This window comes from Gilvimarinus sp. 2_MG-2023, assembly GCF_030547685.1.
Taxonomy (GTDB): Bacteria; Pseudomonadota; Gammaproteobacteria; order Pseudomonadales; family Cellvibrionaceae; genus Gilvimarinus.
Window position 1 is genome coordinate 3,662 of the sequence record NZ_JAUOQM010000033.1, and the last position, 24,080, is coordinate 27,741.

27 protein-coding genes and 1 other RNA gene are annotated in these 24,080 nt (G+C 54.6%); 15 read left to right on the top strand and 13 right to left on the bottom strand.

All coding sequences use genetic code 11. The annotated features are described in order from the left end of the window. Positions 1-27: 27 nt before the first annotated feature. The 4 genes from Q4526_RS06800 to Q4526_RS06815 form a co-directional block, all read right to left on the bottom strand. On the bottom strand, positions 28-621 hold the full coding sequence (locus Q4526_RS06800) for a 5-formyltetrahydrofolate cyclo-ligase (protein ID WP_215976179.1): 594 nt from the start codon (positions 619-621) through the stop codon (positions 28-30). 8 nt (positions 622-629) lie between these two features. Further along, a non-coding RNA gene (ssrS, locus tag Q4526_RS06805) (6S RNA) lies at positions 630-807 on the bottom strand. Positions 808-1,028: 221 nt separating this feature from the next. Further along, entirely contained in the window at positions 1,029-1,328 is a 300-nt protein-coding gene (locus Q4526_RS06810; RefSeq protein WP_215976180.1) for a cell division protein ZapA, read from the bottom strand. Positions 1,329-1,340: 12 nt separating this feature from the next. Next, positions 1,341-1,547: a TIGR02449 family protein gene (locus tag Q4526_RS06815; protein WP_215976181.1), complete on the bottom strand. Its 207-nt coding sequence runs from the start codon at positions 1,545-1,547 to the stop codon at positions 1,341-1,343. 192 nt (positions 1,548-1,739) lie between these two features. On the opposite strand from Q4526_RS06815, the gene Q4526_RS06820 reads away from it, so the two are divergent. The 11 genes from Q4526_RS06820 (at position 1,740) to hisF (ending at position 10,243) form a co-directional block, all read left to right on the top strand. Then, positions 1,740-2,333, top strand: coding sequence for a UPF0149 family protein (locus Q4526_RS06820; protein ID WP_215976182.1), 594 nt, complete (start codon positions 1,740-1,742; stop codon positions 2,331-2,333). A gap of 5 nt (positions 2,334-2,338) precedes the next feature. After that, positions 2,339-3,673 (top strand): Xaa-Pro aminopeptidase, encoded by a 1,335-nt coding sequence (gene pepP / locus Q4526_RS06825; RefSeq protein WP_215976183.1) that lies wholly within the window; start codon positions 2,339-2,341, stop codon positions 3,671-3,673. A 12-nt stretch (positions 3,674-3,685) separates the two neighbouring features. Next, a complete protein-coding gene (gene ubiH / locus Q4526_RS06830; protein ID WP_303609568.1) occupies positions 3,686-4,915 on the top strand; it encodes a 2-octaprenyl-6-methoxyphenyl hydroxylase in 1,230 nt (409 codons plus the stop codon). Then, positions 4,908-6,119 carry a UbiH/UbiF/VisC/COQ6 family ubiquinone biosynthesis hydroxylase gene (locus Q4526_RS06835; protein WP_215976185.1) on the top strand — a complete coding sequence of 404 codons (1,212 nt, stop codon included), beginning with the start codon at positions 4,908-4,910 and terminating at the stop codon, positions 6,117-6,119. Before ubiH ends, Q4526_RS06835 begins: the two co-directional genes overlap by 8 nt. Before the next feature lie 17 nt (positions 6,120-6,136). After that, positions 6,137-6,475 carry a hypothetical protein gene (locus Q4526_RS06840; protein ID WP_215976186.1) on the top strand — a complete coding sequence of 113 codons (339 nt, stop codon included), beginning with the start codon at positions 6,137-6,139 and terminating at the stop codon, positions 6,473-6,475. A gap of 204 nt (positions 6,476-6,679) precedes the next feature. Continuing rightward, positions 6,680-6,892, top strand: a complete 213-nt coding sequence (locus Q4526_RS06845) for a cold-shock protein (protein WP_303603881.1) — start codon at positions 6,680-6,682, stop codon at positions 6,890-6,892. Positions 6,893-7,030: 138 nt separating this feature from the next. Continuing rightward, complete coding sequence (locus Q4526_RS06850; protein ID WP_215976187.1) at positions 7,031-7,348, top strand: DUF3301 domain-containing protein; 318 nt, start codon at positions 7,031-7,033, stop codon at positions 7,346-7,348. 122 nt (positions 7,349-7,470) lie between these two features. Next, a complete protein-coding gene (hisB, locus tag Q4526_RS06855) occupies positions 7,471-8,064 on the top strand; it encodes an imidazoleglycerol-phosphate dehydratase HisB (protein ID WP_215976188.1) in 594 nt (197 codons plus the stop codon). 3 nt (positions 8,065-8,067) lie between these two features. Beyond that, positions 8,068-8,709, top strand: a complete 642-nt coding sequence (gene hisH / locus Q4526_RS06860; protein WP_215976189.1) for an imidazole glycerol phosphate synthase subunit HisH — start codon at positions 8,068-8,070, stop codon at positions 8,707-8,709. 20 nt (positions 8,710-8,729) lie between these two features. After that, positions 8,730-9,464: a 1-(5-phosphoribosyl)-5-[(5-phosphoribosylamino)methylideneamino]imidazole-4-carboxamide isomerase gene (hisA, locus tag Q4526_RS06865; protein WP_215976190.1), complete on the top strand. Its 735-nt coding sequence runs from the start codon at positions 8,730-8,732 to the stop codon at positions 9,462-9,464. Between the two features lie 5 nt (positions 9,465-9,469). Next, positions 9,470-10,243 carry an imidazole glycerol phosphate synthase subunit HisF gene (hisF, locus tag Q4526_RS06870; protein WP_215976191.1) on the top strand — a complete coding sequence of 258 codons (774 nt, stop codon included), beginning with the start codon at positions 9,470-9,472 and terminating at the stop codon, positions 10,241-10,243. 120 nt (positions 10,244-10,363) lie between these two features. Here the strand turns inward: hisF and Q4526_RS06875 are convergent, their stop codons facing one another. The 5 genes from Q4526_RS06875 to gpmI all read right to left on the bottom strand — a co-directional run bounded on the left by Q4526_RS06875 (position 10,364) and on the right by gpmI (position 15,888). Then, positions 10,364-10,588, bottom strand: coding sequence for a DUF6316 family protein (locus Q4526_RS06875; RefSeq protein ID WP_215976192.1), 225 nt, complete (start codon positions 10,586-10,588; stop codon positions 10,364-10,366). Between the two features lie 220 nt (positions 10,589-10,808). Further along, the gene (locus Q4526_RS06880; protein WP_215976193.1) at positions 10,809-11,693 is read right to left on the bottom strand and encodes a divergent polysaccharide deacetylase family protein; all 885 of its coding nucleotides are present in this window, start codon (positions 11,691-11,693) and stop codon (positions 10,809-10,811) included. 9 nt (positions 11,694-11,702) lie between these two features. Then, the gene (locus Q4526_RS06885; RefSeq protein WP_215976194.1) at positions 11,703-13,106 is read right to left on the bottom strand and encodes a S41 family peptidase; all 1,404 of its coding nucleotides are present in this window, start codon (positions 13,104-13,106) and stop codon (positions 11,703-11,705) included. A 30-nt stretch (positions 13,107-13,136) separates the two neighbouring features. After that, entirely contained in the window at positions 13,137-14,312 is a 1,176-nt protein-coding gene (locus Q4526_RS06890) for a murein hydrolase activator EnvC (RefSeq protein WP_215976195.1), read from the bottom strand. 25 nt (positions 14,313-14,337) lie between these two features. After that, a complete protein-coding gene (gene gpmI / locus Q4526_RS06895; protein ID WP_215976196.1) occupies positions 14,338-15,888 on the bottom strand; it encodes a 2,3-bisphosphoglycerate-independent phosphoglycerate mutase in 1,551 nt (516 codons plus the stop codon). A gap of 215 nt (positions 15,889-16,103) precedes the next feature. On the opposite strand from gpmI, the gene Q4526_RS06900 reads away from it, so the two are divergent. The 4 genes from Q4526_RS06900 (at position 16,104) to ppx (ending at position 18,989) form a co-directional block, all read left to right on the top strand. Further along, positions 16,104-16,517 carry a rhodanese-like domain-containing protein gene (locus Q4526_RS06900; protein WP_215976197.1) on the top strand — a complete coding sequence of 138 codons (414 nt, stop codon included), beginning with the start codon at positions 16,104-16,106 and terminating at the stop codon, positions 16,515-16,517. A gap of 7 nt (positions 16,518-16,524) precedes the next feature. After that, positions 16,525-16,782 carry a glutaredoxin 3 gene (gene grxC, locus Q4526_RS06905; protein ID WP_215976198.1) on the top strand — a complete coding sequence of 86 codons (258 nt, stop codon included), beginning with the start codon at positions 16,525-16,527 and terminating at the stop codon, positions 16,780-16,782. 27 nt (positions 16,783-16,809) lie between these two features. Beyond that, positions 16,810-17,325, top strand: coding sequence for a protein-export chaperone SecB (gene secB / locus Q4526_RS06910; protein WP_215976199.1), 516 nt, complete (start codon positions 16,810-16,812; stop codon positions 17,323-17,325). A gap of 152 nt (positions 17,326-17,477) precedes the next feature. Next, the gene (gene ppx, locus Q4526_RS06915) at positions 17,478-18,989 is read left to right on the top strand and encodes an exopolyphosphatase (protein ID WP_215976200.1); all 1,512 of its coding nucleotides are present in this window, start codon (positions 17,478-17,480) and stop codon (positions 18,987-18,989) included. Between the two features lie 37 nt (positions 18,990-19,026). On the opposite strand, the gene ppk1 is transcribed toward ppx, so the two are convergent. From ppk1 to Q4526_RS06935, 4 genes are all read right to left on the bottom strand, one after another. Continuing rightward, positions 19,027-21,108 (bottom strand): polyphosphate kinase 1, encoded by a 2,082-nt coding sequence (ppk1, locus tag Q4526_RS06920; RefSeq protein WP_303603874.1) that lies wholly within the window; start codon positions 21,106-21,108, stop codon positions 19,027-19,029. 222 nt (positions 21,109-21,330) lie between these two features. Continuing rightward, on the bottom strand, positions 21,331-22,176 hold the full coding sequence (gene metF / locus Q4526_RS06925; RefSeq protein ID WP_215976201.1) for a methylenetetrahydrofolate reductase [NAD(P)H]: 846 nt from the start codon (positions 22,174-22,176) through the stop codon (positions 21,331-21,333). Positions 22,177-22,225: 49 nt separating this feature from the next. Further along, positions 22,226-23,623, bottom strand: coding sequence for an adenosylhomocysteinase (gene ahcY, locus Q4526_RS06930; protein WP_215976202.1), 1,398 nt, complete (start codon positions 23,621-23,623; stop codon positions 22,226-22,228). 50 nt (positions 23,624-23,673) lie between these two features. Beyond that, complete coding sequence (locus Q4526_RS06935; protein ID WP_215976203.1) at positions 23,674-24,030, bottom strand: four helix bundle protein; 357 nt, start codon at positions 24,028-24,030, stop codon at positions 23,674-23,676. Positions 24,031-24,080 lie beyond the last annotated feature (50 nt).

Below are 24,080 nucleotides of genomic sequence, written 5' to 3' on the forward strand. Positions count from 1 at the left end.
TTCTGCGTTCTGCGTTCTGCCCCCATCTCAACCAATCACTCCCTCTTCCGTCGCTACCGCATCCAAGCCAATATCCCACGGCTCCAAAGGCAGTTGCTCTACCTCCTGGCAGCTGTGGGCGATACCGATCAATCGCGGTTTGCTAAAGCCTGGCAGACGGCGTTTAAAGGCAAAGGTGGTATCGTAGAAGCCACCGCCCATTCCCAGTCGGCCACCGCTGCGGTCAAAACCCACTAAAGGTAGTAATACAACATCCAGGTGTTGCGGTGACAGCGGTGCGGCCCTGTGTTTTATCGGCTCGGGAATACCGAAACGATTGCGCCGAAAAAGGGTTTGAGCGGCAAAGGGCGTAAACCACAATTGGCGTGTGTGCCAGGGGTGCAATACCGGCAGGTAACAGGCTATACCATGCTGCCAGGCCCAGTGGGCAATGGGGCGCGGGTCGAGCTCGCCATCGGCGGGCCAGTACAGAGCAATGTGACGGGCGCGCTTGAGCCAAGATTGGCGTGTGAGAATATCAACCAGCGCTTGGGCGGCAAAGGATTGTTGCTGACTGGAAAGGGTTCGGCGTTTGTTGCGCAACTGGCGGCGCAGTTGGCGTTTGCCTGATTCAGAATCCATGATGAAAGTAAAACCCCAGAATGCCGCTGTCAATTGGGCCTTGAACCCTAAAGTTCAAGGGGTGGCCCCAGCGATGTCATTAGGCTTTCCGTCGTGCGGACATGCTCACAAACACCAGCGAGGAGCTACCGGGTACAGCATTATCGGCTCAAGGACATAGTCGACTGGCGTACATCCCAGGGTAGTTATAATTATAACGTATTTTGGGTCGTTAACCCAAAATTTAGTGGGAAATCGAGCGCAAGGTCAGTCTATAAGCGCCTTCCACAAGGTGTTTTAGCTGAATGGATTTGAGGCTTGAGGCCGGCATTTGGCGCTAAGCCTGCCGCTTTTGCACCTTATTAAACCCCAGTGGATGCCGGGGCGAGTTGTCGTCGGTATCGGGCGGTGAGGAGGGTGAGGCTAGGTTAGCTGGCGCTGAGTTGATCCAGCTGCGCTTCAATCTTTTGCTGCATCCGCAGCAGTGATTCAGGGTCGAGAGACTGATTGCTGCCCGAGGATTGAGCGACTAGCAGCTCGTGGCTCAGGTTCAGCGCTGCCATGACGGCGATGCGCTCCAGGCCAATAACGCTGCCAGAGTTTTTAATCATGCGCATCCGCTCATCCAATACCTGGGCCGATTCAATCAGGGCGTGGCGCTCTTCATCGGGGCAGGCGACTTGGTAGTCTTTGTCGAGAATACGTACATTGATCGTTTGATTGCTCATGGGAGCCTCATTTTATTCGGATTCCAGACTTTTTAAACGAGTGATCATTGCCTCAACCCGGGTGCGGGCTAAGTCATTCTTTTCAATTAGGCGCACGCGCTCGCGTTGCCAGTCACTCTCGCGCTGCTTGAGCTCGATATTTTCCTTGTGCAAGCGTGCGGATTGCCTGAGCAATTCATCCAGCTTGGCATCCAGCGTATTGATCCGTTCGTCAGACATGAATAAGACCCGTTGGTAAACGGTAGATACTATAATTGCCCTAGCTTGCAGGGGTCAATTACTCTTGATGTAATTTCTAGCTTATACGCGCAGAGTGCGAATATCAAAGGCATTTTTGTGCGCTGTCACACGTCGCCCCCGAGCGCGTGGCTCGCTGTGCTAGCATAGGCGCCTTATTAGGAGTGGTTTTATATGTCTGAATTGGAAAAAGTTGCCAACCCATTTGACGATTGGGATGAGCGATTTGCGCCGTTAAACGCGCTCAATAGCCCGGCTGAATTGCAGGGTATGTTGTGTGGCCGTCTCTGTGGTCAGGCCATGAACGAAGCCGACTGGCTGCGGTTGGTCAGTGATTTTATGGCTCTCACCGAAGAGCCCGACCAACCTACCACCAACGCATTGTTGGAATTTTTAACGCAAACCCGCCAGCAATTATCGGGCGAAGGGTTTAGCTTTGTTTTGTTGCTGCCCGACGACGAGCAAGGCATGGCCGAGCGAGTGGAGGCTCTGTCGCAGTGGTGTCACGGTTTTCTCAGCGGCTTTGGCGCCTCTGGCGCGGCCGAACAGGGTCAGTTGGAGCAAGAGATCGCCGACACCCTGGAAGACTTTTCTGCGATTGTGCAGGTGGCCGCCGACGACAACGATGCAGCCAGCACCGAGGCGGATTTTATTGAGGTGGCCGAGTATGTGCGTATGTCCGCTCTCACCTTGTTTCAGCACTATCACCCAGAGGCGGCCGAGTCCAATGACGCCGCTCAGGGCAACACCCCCAAAACAGTACACTGATTGCTATGAGAATTGCTAAATCTGAGTTCGCCCGCCGCCGCAAAGCGCTGATGGACGTTATGGAGCCGGATAGCATTGCTATTGTACCGGCGGCGCCGGAGCGCACCCGCTCGCGCGATACCGAATATGTGTATCGCCAAGACAGCGACTTTTTTTATCTGACCGGCTTTGCTGAACCCGAGGCGGTGCTGGTGTTGATTCCGGGGCGCGAGCACGGCGAGTTTGTGCTTTTTTGTCGCGATCGCGATCCCGAGCGAGAAATCTGGGACGGCTATCGCGCCGGCCCCGCTGGTGCCTGTGATCAATACGGCGCCGATGACGCTTTCCCTGTGGATGATATCGACGATATTCTGCCGGGCCTACTCGAAGGGCGCGAGCGCGTCTATTATGCCATGGGCAAAGATGCCGGCTTCGATCGGCAGGTAATGGAGTGGGTTAATACCATCCGTGCCAAAGTGCGCTCTGGGGCGACCCCGCCCGGCGAGTTTCTCGACCTCGCCCACTTTCTGCACGATAACCGACTGTATAAAAGTGCGGCGGAGATTCGTGTGATGCGCGAGGCCAGTGAAATATCCGCCCGTGCTCATGTGCGCGCCATGCAATACTGCCAGCCCGATGTGATGGAGTACCAGTTAGAGGCCGAAATTCTGCACGAGTTTGCTATGGCTGGGGCCCGCTCTCCGGCCTACAACTCGATTGTGGGCGGTGGCAAAAACGGCTGCATATTGCACTATGTGGAAAATTCAGCTGCGTTAAAAGCAGGTGATTTGGTCTTGATCGACGCCGGCTGTGAGCTAGAGAATTACGCCGCCGATATCACCCGCACCTTCCCGGTGAGCGGCACCTTTAATGCCGAGCAAAAAGCGCTTTACGAGCTGGTGCTGGCGGCGCAAGAGGCCGCACTGACCACGATAAAGCCCGGTGCTCACTGGAACGAACCGCACGAAATATCGGTGCGTACCATCACTCAGGGTCTGCTGGATCTGGGGCTGCTTAATGGCGAGCTGGATACCCTGATCGAAGAGGGCGCTTACCGGCGTTTTTATATGCATCGCATCGGCCACTGGCTGGGAATGGACGTGCACGATGTGGGTGATTACAAGGTCGGCGGCGAGTGGCGAGTGCTAGAACCCGGCATGGTAATGACCGTTGAGCCCGGCATTTATGTCGCCCCCGATGATGACACAGTTGCCAAAAAGTGGCGCGGTATTGGTATTCGAATTGAAGATGACGTGCTGGTTACCAAAAACGGCTACGATATCTTATCCAAAGATGTGCCTAAAACCGTGAGTGAAATCGAAGCGCTTATGGCCAGTGCTCAAACCCGGCGGAGCACCTAAACCTTGGCCGAGGTGGATATTGCCATTATCGGTGGTGGCCTGGTGGGGGCCAGCGCCGCCCTCTTGTGCGCCCGGGCCAACCCACGGTGGCGCATTGCCATCATTGACCCGCAGCCTGCCCCCACCGAGGCACCGGTGGGGCGGCCCAGTTTCGACGCACGCTCCAGTGCCCTGTCCGCCGGCAGTGTCGAGTGCTTACAGCAGTTGGGTTGCTGGGCGACACTGGCCGATAGCGCCGGTGCTATTCGGCAGGTGCATGTGTCCGATCGCGGTTATTTACCCGGCCAAAGGCTGAGTGCGGCCGAGTTTCAGCGCGATGCGCTAGGGTATGTGGTGCCTAATGTGGCTTTGGGGCAAGCTCTGTTTGCTGCCCTGTCACAGGTGGGCCACCTAAAAACACTCACCGATACCGTCCAAAATATCGAATTTAACCGCGAGCAGGCCAGCCTGAACTTGCAGTCCGGTTCTACCCTAAGCGCGCGTTTGGTACTAGTGGCCGATGGCGCGCAATCGGCCACCCGTGAGAGCCTCGGCATAGGCACCCGGGACCATCACTATCAGCAGCAGGCGGTAATTGCCAATGTGCGTGTCAGCCAGCCACATAAAGGCGTTGCTTACGAGCGGTTTACCGATCAGGGGCCGATAGCACTTTTGCCACTAGCGCCGGATCGCGAGCTGGCTTTGGTGTGGACTCTACCGCCTGCCACAGCCGATAGCGCCCGCCATTGGCGCGATGAACAGTTTCTTGCCGAGCTGCAAAACCGGTTTGGCCACCGCTTGGGGCGGTTCCAGTCGGTCAGCGAGCGGGTGAGTTACCCGCTCGTGCGCCGCGAAGCGACCGAGCAGGTGCGCTCGCGTCTTGTATTATTAGGTAATGCCGCCCACTCATTGCACCCGGTGGCCGGGCAGGGTTTTAACCTAGCGCTGCGAGATTGTGTGCAGCTGGCGCGGTATTTATCTGAGACGGACCCGGGCGCCTTGCCCGAGTTATCGGCATATCAACAGGCGCGCCGTAAGGATCAAGCAGTTACCACCATCGTGGGCGACGCCATGGTCCGCCTGTTCAGCCGCCGCGATCCGGGCGCGGTCACCCTGCGCCACCTCGGCTTACTGGGGCTAGAGGCGCTGCCCCCTCTAAAAATTGGCTTCGGTCGACACATGATGGGCCTAGCTGGCAGTCAGACTTCGAGCTCGGGCGAGTGCGCTTGCGGTTCGGCCATTGAGGGCGGTCAACATGGCTGAGCGGCAGGTGGATATTATTGTGGTTGGCGCCGGTATGGTGGGTGCCGCCTGCGCATTGCAGCTGCAACAGCGTTTTGCCGGTAAGCAAATTGCTCTGGTGGCGCCCGAGCCTGTGCAGGTGTCTGCGCCTGAGCCATTTGACCCGCGTGTGGTGGCGCTGACCGAGCGCTCCCGCTCGCTGCTGGCTGACCTCGGGGTGTGGCAGACACTGGCCGATACGCGGGTTTGCCCCTACCGGCGAATGGACGTGTGGGATGGCGAGGGGGCCGGCAGTATTCAATTTGACAGTGCTGAACTCGGCCGCGATACTCTGGGCCATATTGTCGAGAATCGGTTAATCGTACAAGAGCTGTTGCAGCGGATCGCGCACAGCGAAATCGAGCCGGTAGCCGCCAGTGTTAAGTCGCTGGTATTTGCGCCCCAGGCCGTAGCCGGTGTGGTGCTGGATAACGGCGACACTCTTAAAGCCCCCCTGACCATTGCTGCCGATGGGGCGCGCTCCAGTCTGCGCGATATGGCGGGTTTGGCCGTGCGCGAGTGGTCCTACGGGCAGAGCGCGATTGTCACGACCGTTAAAATGCAGCGCAGCCATCAGTTTACCGCGCGCCAACGCTTTACCGCCCAGGGGCCGCTGGCCTTTTTACCTCTGCGCGAAAGCGCACAAGACACAGCGCCTAAGCACTGCTCTATTGTCTGGTCTGCCGAGCAGGCTCTGGCCGATGAGTTAATGGCGCTGGATGACAAAGCCTTTGCCGCACGATTGGGAGAGGCCTTTGAGCATCGTCTGGGCCAGGTCGAGTCGGTGGCCAAGCGCTTTGCCCTGCCACTGGTACAGCGTCACGCGCGCCAGTATGTTTGCCCGGGTTTAGCCTTAGTGGGCGATGCCGCGCACAGTATTCATCCGCTGGCGGGGCAGGGGGTCAATTTAGGTCTGCTCGATGTGGCGGCCCTGACTCAAGAGCTGGTTCGAGCTGCCGAGCGCGATTTGGGGTTGTGCGAATATGCCTCATTGCGGCGCTATGAGCGGTCTCGAATGGGGCATAATCTCAGTATGATGGCGGCGATGGAAAGCTTTAAGCGGCTGTATGGTAGTCGCGACCTATCGGTGCTGCATCTTCGAAATCGTGGTATGGACGCCGTTAACCGCCTGACTCTATTGAAAAATACTCTCGCCGAACAGGCGATGGGTTTGTCTTTGTCATAATAATGTCGATTTATTCTATGAAAATACACGTACTGGCACATTTTTTTAATGCTCTTTTATTGCTGTGGCTTATTGCCGCGGCGGGATTTTTGGCCTCGGAACTGCAGGTTGAGACTGTGTTTGCGGCCGCTGTGACCTTAGTGGTCGCCTATTTTGTCTTTAAGCGCCAGCGCTGGGGTTATTTTGCCGCAGCCGCTTGGGGTTTGGCCTGTTACCAGTTGGCAAAAGAGGAGCTTGCCCTGGAGGTGATTAAACGCCCTGCCATGCTGGGTGGTTTTGCCGTTGTGGTGATTGCGCTTATCTTGCACGAAGTGTTTTGTCGCCGCCCAACCAGAGGGCGCGACCAACCGATGTAACCGCGAGCTTTGCCTTCCCCAGGCCAAAATGATTTTGACCGGTGCTGAATAATTGCCCAGTAGCGGTGTTAGTAAAAATGAGTAGAACTGAACCCAGTTCATCCATTTCACAGTCAATAGATCATTTTTAGGTTCCGCACATGGTTGTGTGGAGTAAGTAGGGAAGCCGGCACAGCCGGTATGCAAAGTCAGTAAGAGGGCGTTATGTCAGAGCAATTGGTCTCAGGTGTGGTTAAGTGGTTTAACGATGCAAAGGGTTACGGGTTTATCGAGCGCGAAGGCGGTCCGGATGTGTTTGTACACTTTCGTGCGATTAACGGCACCGGCCGGCGCACTCTGCTAGAGGGACAGAACGTGTCCTTTGAAGTGGTGCAGGGTCAAAAAGGTCCACAAGCCGAGAATGTCACCGCCGTTTAAGTATTAGGCTCGACGCCCGGCGCGCGCTGAGCTAAAGTGCTGCGCCGGGTGCCGACAGAATTTTAGTTTTCGCCCCTGGCCGCTTGCGGCCCGGGGCTTTTTTGCGTGTGAGTTTTACATTAACAGTAGGGTAGCGGCTTGTCTGATTTAACCGTTGTGATTTGGTTTTTTGTGGTGGTGGCCACGGTGTACTACTGGTGGCGGGCACTAATGGCAAAAGAAGTTGCCCTTCGTGCGGCCGCGCGCCACTGTAAAGAGATGGATATACAGCTGCTCGATCAGAGCGTCTACCTGCGCCGCCTCTGGTTTAAGCGCAATCACAAAGGCGCGCTCAGCCTCTGGCGCGCCTTTTACTTTGAATTTACCTCCACCGGCGAAGACCGCTACACCGGCCGGGTGATCATGCTGGGCCGGCGTATCGAGCAGGTTGAGCTGGATCCGCACCGGGTTCACTAGTGTCCGGCTCTGCTCAGAGATTAGTTTCTTGCGATTTACCCCGCACAATACTGGGCTTGTTCAGGGCAAAGCTTTATAATTCGCGGTTTGGCCCTAGGGGCGTATTTTAGTTGGAGTCCATCATGACAGAGCGTAAAGCACAGGTATCGCGCGATACTCTGGAAACGCAAATCAGTGTTGAGTTAGATCTCGACGGCAGCGGGCGCGGGGAATTTGATACCGGCGTGCCGTTTCTTGAGCACATGATGGATCAGATTGCTCGCCACGGCATGATCGATATGAAGGTGACCTGTAAGGGCGATACCTATATCGACGATCACCACAGTGTTGAGGATATCGGCATTACCATCGGTCAGGCTATTGCCCAGGCGATAGGCGATAAAAAAGGTATTCGCCGCTACGGCCACGCCTATGTGCCGCTGGATGAGGCCTTGTCGCGAGTGGTGATCGATTTTTCCGGTCGCCCCGGCCTGATTATGAAGGTACCTTTTACCCAAAAGCGTGTGGGAGCCTTTGATACCGAGCTGTTTTCCGAATTTTTCCACGGTTTTGTCAACCACGCTCAGGTGACGCTGCACATCGATTGTCTGCGCGGCGAGAACGCTCACCACCAGATCGAGACCGTTTTTAAGGCCTTCGGCCGCGCCGTGCGTATGGCGCTGGAAGAAGATCCGCGTATGGCGGGTATCACGCCCTCCACTAAGGGCAGCCTGTAAGTCATGACAGAAACGGTAGCGGTTATTGATTACGGCATGGGCAACCTGCACTCGGTGGCCAGCGCTTTGGGCAAGGTATCGACGCAAAACGTTGTGGTGACCAGTGATGCGGCCGAGGTCAGCGCCGCCGACCGGGTGATTTTTCCCGGTGTTGGCGCCATTGGCGATTGCATGAGTGAAATCCGCCGGTTGGGGTTTGACCAACTGCTGCGCGAGCAGGTCAGCTCGGGCAAGCCGGTGCTGGGTATTTGCGTCGGTATGCAGGCACTGCTGAGCCACAGCGAAGAAAGTGGCGGTACCGATTGCATCGATCTTTTCCCCGGCCAGGTAAAATTTTTTGGCCACGACTTAAAAAGCGCAGCGGGTGAGCCGTTAAAAGTACCCCACATGGGCTGGAACCAGGTTGCCCAGGTTGAGCATCCGCTGTGGCACAACATTGCCGACCAATCCCGCTTTTACTTTGTTCACAGCTACTATGTGGAAGACACCGGCACCGAGGTTAAAGGTCGCTGCCAGTACGGCGTCGAATTTGCCGCCGCCCTGGGGCGCGACAACTTATTTGCCGTGCAATTTCACCCCGAGAAAAGCCACACCGCAGGCTTACAGTTACTGCAAAATTTCGTTGGCTGGAACGGCCAGAGTTAACGCATCAAGAGAGATTTAACATGCTTATTATCCCCGCCATCGATTTAAAAGACGGCCAATGTGTGCGTTTGCGTCAGGGTCTGATGGACGATTCCACTGTATTCTCCGATGATCCGGTTGCCATGGCGACCAAATGGGTGGATGCCGGTTGCCGCCGTTTGCATCTCGTTGACCTTAACGGCGCCTTTGCCGGCACCCCGGTTAACGGCGATGTCGTGACCGCCATTGCCAAAGCCTACCCCAAATTGCCCATTCAAATTGGTGGCGGTATTCGCTCGGCAGAAACCATCGAGCACTATATTAAAGCGGGCGTTGAATACGTCATTATCGGCACCAAAGCGGTAAAAGAGCCAGAGTTTGTCACCGATATGTGCCGCGAATTCCCAGGCCATATTATCGTTGGGCTAGACGCCAAAGACGGCTGGGTGGCCACCGATGGTTGGGCCGAGGTGTCCGATGTCAAAGCGAGCGATTTGGCCAAGCGTTTTGAGGCCGACGGCGTTAGCTCGATTGTCTACACCGATATCGCACGCGACGGTATGATGCAGGGCGTTAACGTTGAAGCCACCGTTGCCATGGCCCAGGCCTCCAGCATTCCGGTGATTGCCTCGGGCGGCATTACCAATATGGACGATATTCGTGCCTTGAACGCTGTTAGCGACAAAGGCATTTGCGGGGCCATTACCGGCCGCGCCATCTACGAAGGCACATTGGATGTGGCCGAAGCGCAAGATTACTGCGACGGCGCGGAGTAAATTCTATGTCACTGGCAAAACGTATTATTCCCTGTTTGGATGTGGATGACGGCCGCGTGGTTAAAGGCGTGCAGTTTGTCGATATTCGCGATGCCGGTGACCCGGTGGAAGTGGCAAAACGCTACAACGAAGCGGGCGCGGATGAGATTACCTTTCTCGACATTACCGCCAGCCATCAGGGGCGTGACACCACAGCCCACACGGTGGAGCGTATTGCCAGTGAAGTGTTTATTCCCCTGACCGTGGGCGGCGGCATTCGCACGAACGATGATATCCGCCGGATGCTAAACGCCGGTGCCGATAAGGTCGGCATTAACTCTGCCGCAGTGCATAACCCCGACTTTGTAAAAGCCGCCAGCGACCGCTTTGGCGCTCAGTGTATTGTGGTGGCCATCGACGCTAAGCAAGTCAGTGCCGAGGGCGAGCCTTTGCGCTGGGAGATCTTTACCCACGGCGGTCGCAAGCCCACCGGTATTGATGCCGTAGAGTGGGCGACCCGCATGAGCGACTATGGCGCCGGCGAGATACTGCTGACCAGTATGGATCGCGACGGTACTAAAAATGGCTTCGATTTAGCCCTGACTCGCGCTATCAGTGAAGCGGTGCCCGTGCCTGTAATCGCCTCGGGTGGTGTGGGTAACTTGCAGCATTTGGCTGATGGCGTACTAGAAGGGCAAGCCGACGCTGTGTTGGCGGCTAGTATCTTCCACTTTGGGGAGTACACCGTCAATGAAGCCAAGCTGTATATGCAAGAGCGCGGCATTGAGGTGCGTCTGTAGCAAAGCAAGGGAAGTTTGCGCAGACGATTTATCTCGCTCGCGGTAATTGACACAAATAAGCAATGCCGCAGCGACGGCTCGCCGCGGTGAATAGGTACTTAGCTGGCTAAATGTTTAGTGTTAAGCCGCGCGGTACTTTTCTATGACTTTGGCGGCGCCCGGCGCAGCTTCACAGATAAAGTCGATAAACTCACCTACGCCAATTTCAGCATCGGCACGGGTATCGAATGGGCCAATGTCCACGCCCTCACGGGTCATGTAGTACCAGTAGCCAGACTTTTCTACAAAACGGCCAGAGCGGTCAGGTACGCCGCCATTTTCACCGGTGCGGTTATCGTTGCTCATAGGGTTCACCTCGCGATCTTATCCTGTTATATCCGGTTCATTATGACGAATGGCCCGGGGTGCAATTGCACTGTTCCTTTGCGAATACGCCAATAGATGGCGTTGGAGTTGCTGAGCCCTCGATTACTGCGAGTATGTCACTCTATCTGAGCCCAATACAGCCTACCTTAAACTAATTATACGCACTTCCTGTGAGTTTGTTTATATCGTCTTTATCTACTTATAAAAGTTGCTGATAACCAAACTCTATTAATTTAGAGGGCATCTGGCTTTTTGCCTGGCTTTGGAGCTGTGCTGGGGGCATGGTCCACTGGCGCAAAAGGGGCGGCGGGGCTTGGCAGAAACCCGCCCCCGGAGGGCTGGGCGCGACCAATGCCGATGCAGATACCAGTTCAACTCCCTGCTCTGCATACCACTGCTCAGAGACCTGTTCGAGTACCTGAAGAGTTTCTTTATAAGGATGACCAATCGCGATGGCATGGCCCTGAGTTTTGGCCCGTTGTACGGCGAGCAGCAGTTGTCGGTGGATATGCTCGCGGTCAATTTCATGATCGAGAAAAACATCGCGCTTGGCGCTGGCCAAACCGTAAGCTTGAGCCGTTTGGTGGGCAACACTTTGTGCGGTAGTACGGCTGTCGACAAAATAGAGCTTGGCGCGGCGTGCCTCACTCATAGTCCAGCCCATGGGTTGGGGCTCGCGGGTCAAAGCACTGCCCATATGATTATTGAGGCCCACGATGTGTGGGAAATGCGCAATAGATTTGCGTAAGGAGGCGGTAAACTCTGCTCGACTCATCTGTAGTGTCAGGGCGCCGGGTCCGAGTGCTAGCCCCGCCATATTCTCCATGGGGGCGTGGAGTATTTGCTCTTTACCCTGCCTGTGGGTGAGTTCGGCTAAATAGTGGCTGTGCGGGGTGTGCGGCAGCAGTGCCAGAGTATAAGCACCCGCTAAGCGCGCAGTGCGTTCACCAAGGGCGCGGTTGTAACCGACGTCGTCAATAATTATGGCGAGCTTGGCACGGGTAGGGTCGGGCTCATGCCCGGGGCCATTGGCGCCCCAGGCGGTTAAGCTAGCCAGAAATAGACAGGCGATCAGTGAGCGCAAAGGGTTCGCTTACAAGCTGTCGGTTTCGGGAGCGGCTTCTACCGGCTCACTGACAGGGGGTATCTGCGCCTGCTGGCGGAAAATATGTAAGCCCTTTAACAGGTTGAGCGCTTCGTGTAATTGATTGTCTTTGGCCAAAATAGAACTGTCGCCGGCGCGGGACTCTTCGCGGGCTTTGGTGCCCACTTCTTCTTCGCCATTGCCATTATTTAAGTGTCCGGCCAGATCGGCTTCGGTGGTGCGCAGTGAGGGTTTAACCGCCGTCACTTTGGCTCGCTCAACGATAACATCGGGCTCAATTCCCTGGGCTTGAATCGAGCGGCCATTGGGGGTGTAGTAGCGCGCGGTAGTTAATTTGATTGCGCGGCTTTCGGTGATGGGCACCACGGTTTGCACCGAGCCCTTGCCGAAGCTGCGTGTGCCCATTATGACGGCGCGGCCCTGGTCTTGTAGGGCGCCGGCGACAATCTCTGAGGCCGAAGCAGAGCCGTCGTTAATCAGAACCACCAGTGGTAAGCCGTCGGTTACGTCGCCAGCGTTAGCGTGGTAGCGGCTTTCACTTTGGGCAATACGCCCTTCGGTATAGACCACCAAGCCGCCATCGAGGAAGATATCCGTGACATCGACCGAGGCTTGTAAAACGCCGCCGGGATTGTTACGCAAATCGAGTATTACGCCGCGCAAGCCGTCGTGATCTTCCAACGTTCGGTTGATCTTACCGGCAAGGTCGCGCCCGGTATTGACTTGGAAGGTTGCGATGCGCACGTACAGGTAATCGTCATCCAGTAGTTTGGTGCGAACACTGCGCACTTTAATAATGTCGCGCACAATGCTCAGCTCAAACGGTTGATCAACGCCTTCGCGCACGATGGTTAGAGTCATTTCACTGCCCTTAGGGCCGCGCATAACACTGACGGCCTCGTTCAGGCTCATGCCTTTCACCGGTTGATCGTCGAGACGAATAATTAAATCGCCGGCTTCAATACCCGCTTCTTTGGCGGGGGTATCATCAATGGGCGAGACGACTTTCACAAAGCCATTTTCCATGCCCACCTCAATGCCCAAACCACCGAACTCGCCGGAGGTGTTGACCTGCAAATCTTCAAAGCGGTCGGCATCTAAATAAGAGGAGTGCGGGTCTAACTCGGCCATCATGCCTTTAATAGCGTATTCCAGTAGCTCGGTATCGGTAAGCTCTTCGACATAGCTGGTACGAATATGGTCGTAGACGCGGGTGAAGGTGCGTAAATCTTCCAGCGGCAGCAGCCCTTGTGCCTCTGACTCGCTGTCGAGACTGTCGGTCATTGCCTCCACATCGGTTTCTGCCGGTAAGGGCTCTGGGTCTTGTGCCCAGCTGGGGGCAGAGGCCAAAAATAAGACCGCTAAGATAAGGCTGGATGGGGCTAAACGCATTCCGTTCTCCTAAAGATTCGGCGCGCGCGGTTAGGCGCGAGCAAGCCAGGGCTTGGGATTAGTGGGCCGGCCTTGATGGCGAATCTCAAAATAAAGGCCAGAGTAATTCTGGCCACCACTGTTGCCCACGCGGGCAATGGTTTCTCCGCCCTGTACTCGCTCACCGGGGCGTTTGAGTAAAGTTTGGTTGTGTGCATAAAGGCTCATATAACCCTCGCCATGATCGACAATCATCAGCAGGCCGTGGCCGCGCAGGTAATCGGCAAAGATTACCATTCCGCCGTGGATGGCGACTACAGGGGCGCCGGTTTTGGCTTCAATCACCAGCCCGTTCCAAGACAGCTGGTTGCCGACCCGGTCGCTGCCATAATTGTGGCGCACGGAACCTTGTGTGGGCCAAGGCAGTTGACCTTGCAGGCCGCTAAACGCCTGACCGCTAAACGGCGAGTGCGAGGTGCCTAGGGTGGTGGTCATCTCCTCTAGCAGCACCGCAAGGTGCGCTTGGTTTTCCTGATCTGCGGCGAGTTTGGCGTCTTTATTGGCAATAATGCTGGCCAGTTGTTGCAAGGTAGAGGCGCGCTTTTTTTGCTGGCTTTGCAATTGGCGCTGGCGCAGACTCAATTGCTGCTTTTGTGTGGCGAGTGCATCGCGACTGGCTTGTACCTTGGGGGTGAGAGTTTTTAGTTCATTGATGGTGCTCAGGTACTGGTCGAGCTTATCGTTGCGCGCTTTAAGTAGATAATCGTGGTAGGTATTGAGCCGGCTTAGCCGCTCGGGTGATTGCTGGTTGAGCAAAATTTTCAGTGGGCTTTGCGGCCCGCCTTGATAGGCGCTGCGTACTTGTGCCGCAATTTGCTGCTTTTGCCCCTGGCGCTGTCGATTTAAATTGCGCTGGCGCTGTTGCAGGGTTTGCAGTTCAGTGTCTTGGGTTTGTATTTTATCGTTGAGCTGATCGACTTTATTTTCCAGTGAGTCAATTTCTGTCTCTGACTCCTCCAGCTCGTGCTGTAACTTGCCGCGTTCGGATTTGACCTGGTTGAGATCTTTTTTAAGCTGCTCAATATTTTTCTGTAGCGCTTCGAGCTTGCGCTGGTACTCGGCGGCATCATCTGCGCCGAGTGCACACAGGCTGGCACTGCCCAGAAAAAGACAGAGTAGCGCCGCGACCAGAGGCCGCGGTGAGCGTGCAAAGTGACCGAATCGCATAATGCTAAGGGCGTAAACCGCCCGTTTACCCCTTGAGCTCGACAAGGTTGCGGCCGGTCATTTCAGCGGGCTGTTCGATATTCATTAGGTGAAGCATAGTCGGGCCAATGTCCGCCAGTGAACCGCCGTCGCTGATCTGACCGTCGCGCTCACCGATATACACCAGTGGCACCGGCAAGGTAGAGTGTTGGGTGCTTACCTGGCCTGATTCGGGGTCAAACATTTGCTCGCAGTTACCGTGGTCGGCGGTGATTAGGGCTTGGCCGCCAGCGGCGCGGGTGGCGTCTACCACACGGCCAATGCAAGCATCGACGGCTTCAACGGCCGCCACTGCGGCATCGAAGACGCCCGAATGGCCGACCATATCGCCGTTGGCGTAGTTGCAGATAATCGCATCGTATTTACCGGACTCGATGGCTTCCACCAGTTTATCGGTAACTTCCGGCGCACTCATTTCCGGCTTGAGGTCGTAAGTGGCAACATCGGGCGAGGGAATTAAGATGCGGTCCTCACCTTCAAACACAGCCTCTTGGCCGCCATTAAAGAAGAAAGTAACGTGGGCGTACTTTTCCGTCTCGGCGATGCGCAGCTGAGTCTTGCCCTGGTTTTGCAAGTACTCACCAAACGAGTTGGTCAGAGGTTGCGGTGGGAAGGCGCAGCTGGCTTTGATGTCGGAGGCGTACTCGGTCGTCATGACAAAATCGGCCAGCTCGGGGACGAGCTTGCGCTCGAAACCATCGAAATCGCTATCGACCAGGGCGCGGGTGATTTCACGCGCTCGGTCGGGGCGGAAGTTCATAAAGATAACCGCATCGCCATCGTTGATGGTGGCCACTTCCTGGCCTTCACCGCAAATTACGGTGGCTTTTACAAACTCGTCATTTTCATCGCGCTCGTACGCGGCTTGCAGGCCGGCTACACCGGTTTCTGCATCGTGTTCGGCGTCGCCGGTGACCATCACGTTGTAACACTGTTCCACGCGGTCCCAGCGGTTGTCGCGGTCCATAGCAAAATAGCGCCCACAAATGCTGGCAACGCGGCCCACTCCCAGTTCGGCAAACAGTGCCTCGGCTTGCTTGAGTGGCCCCTCGGCGCTGCGCGGTGCGGTGTCGCGGCCGTCGAGAAAGGCGTGTAGATAAACCTCGGTGGCACCTTGCTCGGCGGCGGCTTTAATCATCGCCAGAATATGATCGGTGTGGCTGTGTACACCACCGGCGGACAACAGGCCGAGAATATGCACAGCTTTGCCGTTGTCTTTGGCTTTGTTAATGGCGCTGACATAGGCGGGGTTACTGGCAAAGTCACCATCTTCGATGGCTTTATTGATACGGGTAAAGCTCTGATACACTACCCGGCCGGCGCCGAGGGTCATGTGGCCCACTTCGCTGTTGCCCATTTGTCCCTCGGGCAGGCCTACGGCCAAACCAGAAGTGCCAATCAGGCTTTTTGGGCAATTGTTCCAATAGTTATCCCAGTTGGGAGTCTTGGCGCTGTAAATAGCGTTGTGTTCGGTGGATTCTGAGTGCCCGAAGCCGTCGAGAATCAGCAAAACCATGGGTTTTTTCTTGGTTGTCATAGATTCAGTCGCTTGTTTGTTGTTTCAAGAATAGGAAGATGTCCTTATTCTACCGATTATGGCCACACAACTCTACGTTACAGCCCGCGCGCTGGGCGAGTTTTTCTCAATTGGGCTATTAAACCGCAGTGCCTGTCGGCCAGCGCTGTGCTGGTGTATACTTTCGCCCTTTTGCGGCCGGCTTCGGTCGCTAACCGTTAAGTAAGGGTCTTCGGGTGAACAATATACTCATATTTGTCACAGAGCAGTGGCTGCTGGTCGGTACTTTGGCAGCACTGGTTTATTTGTATGCGTGGCGCGAGAGGTTGAAAAATGGCCAACCTATCACCACATCTGAGGCTACAGCTTTGATCAATGCCGGCTCAGCACTGTTTGTCGATGTGCGTGATGGGGCAGAGTTCAAAGCCGGTCACATCACAGGCGCGGTCAACCTTCCTTATAGTAAGTTGGCCGACCAGTCCGATACCCTAGAAGAGCATCGTGACAAAACCTTGATTTTGGTCGACAAAATGGGACAGCACGCCGGTAGCGCCGGGCGCCAGTTAGGCAACAAGGGCTACACTGTGTGCCGTCTTTCCGGTGGTATCAGTGAGTGGCAAAACCAGAATTTGCCACTGGTTAAAAAGTAGGTTACTTGTGAGCCAAGTTGTTATGTACACCACAGCGGTGTGTCCTTTTTGCGTTAACGCCAAGCGTTTGCTCGATAGCAAAGGCGTTAAGGTCAAGGAAATTCGGGTGGATCGGGAGCCTCACTTACGTCAGAAAATGATGGCTGAGAGTGGCGAGCGAACCGTGCCGCAAATATGGATTGGCGATCGTCACGTGGGCGGTTTTACCGAGTTGTGGGCGCTGGATAAGCGCGGCGAACTCGATCCTTTACTATTTGCCAAATAAATAAACACAGTTATACGAGACACAGTTATGTCAGAAGAAAACAACCCAACCCCAGCAAGCTCCCTAAACGGTCAAGGCGATGAGAAAGCAACACCAACCTTCGCAATCCGTCGTATTTATTTGAAAGATCTGTCGTTTGAAACCCCTATGGGGATTGAAGGTCTGTCGAATGCCAGCAAAGCGCCGAACATTGAGCAAGAGCTGAATGTTCAAACCAACACCATTTCAGAAACACTCTATGAAGTGGCTCTGTTGTTGACCATCACTGCTAAGCTGGATGACAAAGCGGTGTTTTTGATTGAAGTGAAGCAGGCGGGTTTGTTTGAAATTTCAAATATGCCCAAGGATAACTTTGGCCGACTGATCAACGCTGAGTGCCCGACGATTCTGTTTCCTTACGCTCGTGAGGCGATTGACAACACGTTGAATCGCGGTGGTTTTGCGCCACTGAATATGCCCCCCATTAATTTTGATGCGGTTTTTGCCCAGGCGATTTCTTCGGCACAGCAAAAACAACAAGCTGAGTCACCTGCCGACGCCTAAATTGGCTTCGCGACTGAGCTCTAAAGCCCGCTTAGCGGGCTTTTTTTATGCTTGTCAAAAAACGAGATCGACTTGTTACCTCTATTTTTATTACTTTACCGTCGAAGCCTTAGCAACTAAAGTAAGTGGTATAACGACGGATACCCAATACTATGTTTAACCTCTCGCGAATGCTTTCTAAGGAAAGCAGCCATATAGCGGCCATCGACCTTGGCTCTAACAGTTTTCATCTAATCATTGCCCGCTGGGAGAATCAGCAGCTAACCCTTTTGGACCGATTGCGCGAACCTGTGCGGATGGGTTGGGGGCTAGAGGCAGACGGCAGCCTGAACCCCGAGGTGCAAGAGCGGGCACTGGCCTGTTTGGAGCGTTTTGGCGAGCGTCTGCGCAACTTTCCCTCGGGCAGTGTGCGGGCGGTGGGGACCAAAACCCTGCGCTCAATCAATAATTCGCGCGAGTTTTTAGCCGAGGCTAAAGTAAAGTTGGGCCATCCGGTGGAAATTATTTCCGGTGATGAAGAGGCGCGCCTGATTTATTTAGGGGTGGCTCACTGTATTGCACCGGGTGATAAAACCCGGCTCTTGGTGGATATCGGTGGAGGCAGTACCGAGGTTATTGTGGGCCAGGGTATGGAGCCGCGCATCAAAGAAAGTTTGAGCATGGGTTGCGTTGCTATAACCAAACGCTTTTTTGCCGATGGTAAGGTGACCGAAAAGGCCATTAAAAAAGCGCGCATCGCCGCGGGCCAGGAAATTACGCCGGTGGCGGATGAGTACAGTGACCACCCATGGCAAGAAGCATTGGGCGCTTCGGGTACCATTAAGGCGGTGGCTAATGTCTGCCTGCAGGCGGGCTGGAGTGACGGTGAAATCACCTTAAAATCGCTGGAAAAAATCCTCAAGCGCTACGCTAAACACGGCTCCACCGATATGGAGCTAAGCGGTGTCTCGGAAGATCGCCAGCCCGTTTTTTTAGGCGGCGCGGTGGTCTTAACGGCCCTGTTTGAACAGTTGCACATCGACACTATGGTCGCTGCCGATTGGGCATTGCGAGAGGGCCTGTTGTTCGATTTGAAAGGCCGTTTGGAAGACCACGATATTCGCGAGCAAAGTGTGCAGGCGTTGGCGCAGCGATTCCATGTCAATATGGGCAAAGCCGAGCGCGTGGCGCTGATGGCACAAACGCTGTTGCAGCAGGTGGCTGACTCTTGGGCAATCGAGGTGGGCGATGCCGATAAGTTATTGCGCTGGGCGGCTTATCTTTATCCTGTCGGACTGGATATTGCTCACAGCGACTATCATAAACACTCCGCCTACATTGTGGAGAATGTCGATATTGCTGGCTGCTCGCGCGCCGAGCAAGCGCAATTGGCCGCACTGGTGCGCTGTCACCGAAAAAGTTTACGGGAAAAACATTTTGCGGATGTGGGCACCGAGTTAATGCCCCTGGCCATATTGCTCCGCCTTGGGCATTTGTTTAATCGCACCAAAAGGCACAGCTTGCCCGAAGGCTTGCGTATTAACGCCGAAGGTAAAAATATCCAGCTTGCGATTGATGCCGACTGGCTTGAGCAAAACCCACTGACCTTGGCTGACCTAGAGTCGGAAATGGTGCATCTGGAAAACGCCGGTTACCGCATGACCATTAGTAGCTCGGTTGAGTGAGCGCCAGCTTTAATAACGCGCCCCAAGAGCTACTTGTTTAGCTGTTGCTGGCCCACTGATTGAGAAGCGTGCCCTGCGCATCAACCGCCGCTTCTCCTTCGGCGGGTTGCAGTTTTTCGTAGTGACCGTCGCTGTGCAATACCCAAGCGTGTGTGTTGTCGGCCAGGTACAGTTCTAAATCACTGATAATTTGCTCGCGCAATTTTTTCGCTTTAACCGGAAAGCAAGTTTCTACCCGGTGGAACATATTGCGTATCATCCAGTCGGCGCTGGAGCAGTAAACCGCCGGGTCGCCAGCGTTTTCAAAATAAAACACGCGAGTGTGCTCTAAAAAGCGACCGACTATAGAGCGTACATGAATGTTTTCCGATTGCCCTGCAATGTCCGGGCGCAACTGGCAAACCCCGCGCACAATCAAATCCACCTTGACCCCGGCGTTGGATGCCTCGTAGAGCGCCAGCACCAATTGCTCTTCGTAGAGCGAGTTCATTTTCACCACGATGCGGGCAGGCAAGCCGTTGTTAGCATTCTCAATTTCTTGATTGATATGCCTGAGCATGGCCTTGTGCAGGGTAAAGGGGGCGTAGAGCAGCTCATGCATTTTTGAGGCTTTGCCCATGCTGGAGAGCTGCAGAAAAATTCGGTAGACATCCGCACAGATATTACTGTCAGAGGTCATGACGCCGTAATCGGTGTACAGCTTGGCAGTTTTAGGGTGGTAGTTACCCGTACCTAAATGAACATAGTAGGCGAGCTTTTTCTGTTCGCGTCGTGCCACCAGCAACATTTTGGCGTGGGTTTTATAACCCACCACGCCGTAAATAACGTGAATACCGTAGCGTTGTAAACGCTCAGCCAGGGCGACGTTTTGCTCTTCGTCAAAGCGCGCTCGCAGCTCGACAATGGCGGTGACTTCTTTGCCCGCTTTAGCTGCTGCCACCAATGCATCGACCACCGGCGAGTTTGAGCCGGTGCGATACAGCGTTTGCTTAATGGCCAGTACGTCGGGATCGGTAGCCGCTTCGCGAATAAAATCCACCACCGCCTGGAATGAGTCGAACGGGTGGTGCAATAAAATATCGCTTTTTTTCAAGGCATCGAAATAGTTGTCGGCTTTTTTGGGTAGTTTGGGCATTGATTGCACAAAGGGCGGAAAGACCAAGTTGCTGTCTTTTACCAAATCGAACAAGTCCGACAAGCGGTTAAGGTTGACCGGGCCGTTCACTTTATACAAATCGCGCCGGTGAATCTCGCAACGCTCCAGCAAAAAGTTTTCGATATCCGGCGGACAGGTGCCGGTGAGTTCCAAACGCACCTCATCGCCGTACTGGCGATAGACTAGCTCGCCCTGCATCGCCCGCAGCAAATCGTCGGTTTCCTCTTCGTCGAGGAAGATGTCCGAGTTGCGGGTCAGGCGGAACTGGTAGCAATCCTGTACGGTCATGCCGACAAAAATATCGCCCATAAAGTAGTGAATAATGGACGACATAAAGACGAACTCGCGGCCATTATTCGCCACCTCGGCAGGCAGCTCAATCATATTGGGCAGTGAACGTGGCACCTGCACAATCGCCCGGCCGGAGTTGCGGCCAAAGGCATCTTTACCATCCAGCTTGACGATAAAGTTAAGAGACTTATTCATAATGCGCGGGAAAGGGTGCGCCGGATCCAGCCCGATAGGGCTTAGCAGCGGCAGTATTTCGGTTTCAAAGTATTCGCGCAAATAGGTTTTTTGCTCGTCGGTCCACTCATCGCGGCGCAACAATCGCATACCGTGCTGATTGAGCAACGGCAGTATTTCTTCGTTGAACAGAGCGTACTGTTCGTCGACCAGTTGGTGACAAATATCGCCGATAGCGGATAAGTTTTCACCATGTGTGAGGCCGTCGGGGGGGATGGCGCTGGTGCCCACTTCCAGCATTTGCACCAGGCCGCCCACCCGAACTTCAAAAAATTCGTCTTGGTTGGTGGAGAATATGCACAGAAAGCGCAGCCGTTCGAGCAGCGGGAGATCTTTATCGTAAGCTTGGTACAGCACTCGCCGGTTGAATTCCAGCAAGCTTAGCTCCCGGTTAAAAAACTGCTCGGACACGTTACTACCTCTGTCTAGATGCTTCATAATTCTCCCTGCAAGCTATACCGAGTATATGACATATTTGTGACGAAGGCGGTTCTGAGTGCCACTGCTGACAAATTAGCACACTGAAAACCGGTTTTCCCCTCGATGGTGCCTGGCCGCTGAGCTGAACAGGCGTGAGGGATATTTCGGGCGTATCAGCGGGTGAGTACCAAAGCCAACCCCCCGGGGTTTTCTGAGGGTGGCTCTGGTGTAAACCGGCAATTAAGCCTCTTCCAGCCCCAAATTGCGGACAATATTGGCCACGGGCTCGGCCTGATTCATAGTGTAAAAGTGCAAACCAGGGGCGCCGCCTTCGAGCAGTGTTTCGCACAACTCGGTGACCACTTCCTCGCCAAAGTCGCGCAGTGCCTCCGGGTCGTGCTCGAAGCTCTCTAGTCGGCGTCGCAACCAGCGCGGAATATCGGCACCACAGTTATCCGAGAAACGGGTCAGGTTGCGATAGTTAATAATCGGCATAATACCCGGGTAAATGGGGTTTTCGATACCGATTTTGGCGCAGGCGTCCATAAAGTAGAAGTACGCATCCGGGTTAAAGAAGTACTGGGTAATGGCATTGTTGGCGCCGGCGTCAAACTTTCCTTTTAAGTAACGCACATCGTCGTCGTAGCTTTTAGCCTGCGGGTGAACTTCCGGGTAGGCGGCCACCTCCAGCTCAAAGCTATCGCCGAAATGCTGGCGAATAAATGCCACCAGCTCGTTGGCGTATACCAATTGGTAAGAGCCACCCACACCCGAGGGCATATCGCCGCGCAGAGCGACAATGCGCTCCACTCCGGCGTCGCGATACTCTTCAATTAGACTTTTCATGGTCGCTTCGTCGTCGCCGCCAAAGGATAAGTGCGGCGCAACGGCGGTGCCCAGATCATTAAATTGCTTGACCAGGCTCTTGGTGTTGTCGCGGGTAGAGCCGCCAGCGCCGTAAGTGACCGAGAAAAAGTCCGGCTCAAAAGTCGCTAAAGTATCGCGCACCGCAGCCAACTTAGCCCGGCCTTCATCGGTTTTGGGCGGAAAGAACTCAAAGCTCAAGCGTAGTGTGTCTTCACTCATTATAGATTCCTGCTTCGCAGTAATCGTCGGACGTCCGACGGTAAATTACTTAATATTTATAACTCTCAGGCTTAAACGGGCCGTTTACGTCCACGCCGATGTACTCGGCTTGGTCGTCGCGCAATTTGGTGATCACGCCGCCAAAACCTTCCACCATGTGCAGGGCCACTTCTTCGTCCAGTTGCTTGGGCAGCACTTTAACGTAGAGGTTGTTGGGCTTCTCGGCGGCGGGTAGGTCGGCGAATTTGCGCTCGTACAGATAAATTTGCGCCAGTACCTGGTTGGCGAAAGAGCCGTCCATAATGCGCGATGGGTGACCGGTGGCATTGCCCAAGTTGACCAGGCGGCCTTCGGACAGCAGCAACAGGTGATCGTTACTGGCGCGATCGCGGTAAACTTTGTGCACCTGGGGTTTAATTTCTTCCCACTCCCAGTTCTCGCGCATATAAGCGGTATCGATTTCGTTATCGAAGTGGCCGATGTTGCACACGACGGCGCCATTTTTAAGCGATTGCAGCATGGCCGAGTCGCACACGTTGATGTTGCCGGTGGTGGTGACGAGCAAGTCGGTCGTGCCCAGCACAGCGGTGTTGACGTCGGCGGCTTGGCCGGTGTTAATGCCATTTTGATAAGGTGATACCACTTCAAAGCCGTCCATACACGCCTGCATGGCACAGATGGGGTCAATTTCGGTGACCTTCACAATCATGCCTTCCTGGCGCAGTGACAGAGCGGAACCTTTACCTACATCGCCATAGCCAATAACCAGAGCTTTTTTGCCCGACAGCAAGTGGTCGGTGCCGCGCTTAATGGCATCGTTCAGGCTGTGACGACAGCCGTATTTGTTGTCGTTTTTACTTTTGGTCACAGCATCGTTGACATTGATGGCCGGTACCTTCAGCTCGCCTTTTTTCATCATGTCGTGCAAGCGGTGAACACCGGTGGTGGTTTCTTCACTGATGCCGTGAATATTATCCAGCAGTGCCGGGTATTTTTCGTGGGCTAATTGAGTTAAGTCGCCGCCGTCATCGAGGATAATATTCGCATCCCACACTTCGCCGTCTTTAACGATGGTTTGCTCAATGCACCACCAAAACTCTTCTTCGGTTTCGCCTTTCCAGGCAAAAACCGGAATACCTGCGTCGGCAATGGCCGCGGCGGCGTGATCCTGAGTTGAAAAAATATTGCACGATGACCAGCGCACTTGCGCACCCAGGGCAATCAAAGTTTCAATCAGCACGGCAGTTTGGATGGTCATATGAATACAACCCATGATCTTGGCACCGGCCAGAGGCTGCGCGTCAGCATACTCGGTACGCAGCGCCATCAATGCCGGCATCTCGCCCTCGGCGATATCAATCTCACGACGGCCCCACTGGGCCAATTGTTGGAACTCTTCCGCTGTTTTGGCGGCGACTTTGTAGTCGGTAAATGTGGTGTTGCTCATAAAAGTCTCCGGTTTTAAAGTCGGACGCCTGATGTCGGACGTCTGATACATTAAAGATTTTGTTTTAGTCGGTTAATGAAAGCTGTGAGCAGTGCAAAAACCCGGTTTGTTGTTTCAAATAAATGATCGGTACTTGGTAATAGCGTTAATCGAGAGCAAAGTAACAGTTGTGTCTCCACCTCTTGCAGTGACCCCTTGGCGATTTGTAAAAATCTGACTAGCTCGCGATCGCTCCCTCGTCCGGCACCTTCGGCGATGTTGGACGGTATGCTTACGCTTGCTCGACGCAGTTGATCTGCTAAGCCAAACCGCTCTGAGGCTGGCAAGTCCTGAATGGCCCTGTAGACCTCTTCTGCGAGTAACATGGACTCTTGCCACACTTTAAGCTGCTGATATTTCCTTTCCATTATGCACATCCTTGTGTTTTTGATTTTTGGCCTCAGACCTCAGACCTCAG

Excerpts from the sequence above, each read along its gene's own strand:
- Q4526_RS06800 (WP_215976179.1), bottom strand. The coding sequence starts at position 621 with ATGGATTCTGAATCAGGCAAACGCCAACTGCGCCGCCAGTTGCGCAAC.
- Q4526_RS06810 (WP_215976180.1), bottom strand. The coding sequence starts at position 1,328 with ATGAGCAATCAAACGATCAATGTACGTATTCTCGACAAAGACTACCAA.
- Q4526_RS06815 (WP_215976181.1), bottom strand. The coding sequence starts at position 1,547 with ATGTCTGACGAACGGATCAATACGCTGGATGCCAAGCTGGATGAATTG.
- Q4526_RS06820 (WP_215976182.1), top strand. The coding sequence starts at position 1,740 with ATGTCTGAATTGGAAAAAGTTGCCAACCCATTTGACGATTGGGATGAG.
- pepP (WP_215976183.1), top strand. The coding sequence starts at position 2,339 with ATGAGAATTGCTAAATCTGAGTTCGCCCGCCGCCGCAAAGCGCTGATG.
- Q4526_RS06835 (WP_215976185.1), top strand. The coding sequence starts at position 4,908 with ATGGCTGAGCGGCAGGTGGATATTATTGTGGTTGGCGCCGGTATGGTG.
- Q4526_RS06840 (WP_215976186.1), top strand. The coding sequence starts at position 6,137 with ATGAAAATACACGTACTGGCACATTTTTTTAATGCTCTTTTATTGCTG.
- Q4526_RS06845 (WP_303603881.1), top strand. The coding sequence starts at position 6,680 with ATGTCAGAGCAATTGGTCTCAGGTGTGGTTAAGTGGTTTAACGATGCA.
- hisB (WP_215976188.1), top strand. The coding sequence starts at position 7,471 with ATGACAGAGCGTAAAGCACAGGTATCGCGCGATACTCTGGAAACGCAA.
- hisH (WP_215976189.1), top strand. The coding sequence starts at position 8,068 with ATGACAGAAACGGTAGCGGTTATTGATTACGGCATGGGCAACCTGCAC.
- hisA (WP_215976190.1), top strand. The coding sequence starts at position 8,730 with ATGCTTATTATCCCCGCCATCGATTTAAAAGACGGCCAATGTGTGCGT.
- hisF (WP_215976191.1), top strand. The coding sequence starts at position 9,470 with ATGTCACTGGCAAAACGTATTATTCCCTGTTTGGATGTGGATGACGGC.
- Q4526_RS06875 (WP_215976192.1), bottom strand. The coding sequence starts at position 10,588 with ATGAGCAACGATAACCGCACCGGTGAAAATGGCGGCGTACCTGACCGC.
- Q4526_RS06885 (WP_215976194.1), bottom strand. The coding sequence starts at position 13,106 with ATGCGTTTAGCCCCATCCAGCCTTATCTTAGCGGTCTTATTTTTGGCC.
- Q4526_RS06890 (WP_215976195.1), bottom strand. The coding sequence starts at position 14,312 with ATGCGATTCGGTCACTTTGCACGCTCACCGCGGCCTCTGGTCGCGGCG.
- gpmI (WP_215976196.1), bottom strand. The coding sequence starts at position 15,888 with ATGACAACCAAGAAAAAACCCATGGTTTTGCTGATTCTCGACGGCTTC.
- secB (WP_215976199.1), top strand. The coding sequence starts at position 16,810 with ATGTCAGAAGAAAACAACCCAACCCCAGCAAGCTCCCTAAACGGTCAA.
- ppx (WP_215976200.1), top strand. The coding sequence starts at position 17,478 with ATGTTTAACCTCTCGCGAATGCTTTCTAAGGAAAGCAGCCATATAGCG.
- ppk1 (WP_303603874.1), bottom strand. The coding sequence starts at position 21,108 with ATGAAGCATCTAGACAGAGGTAGTAACGTGTCCGAGCAGTTTTTTAAC.
- metF (WP_215976201.1), bottom strand. The coding sequence starts at position 22,176 with ATGAGTGAAGACACACTACGCTTGAGCTTTGAGTTCTTTCCGCCCAAA.
- ahcY (WP_215976202.1), bottom strand. The coding sequence starts at position 23,623 with ATGAGCAACACCACATTTACCGACTACAAAGTCGCCGCCAAAACAGCG.
- Q4526_RS06935 (WP_215976203.1), bottom strand. The coding sequence starts at position 24,030 with ATGGAAAGGAAATATCAGCAGCTTAAAGTGTGGCAAGAGTCCATGTTA.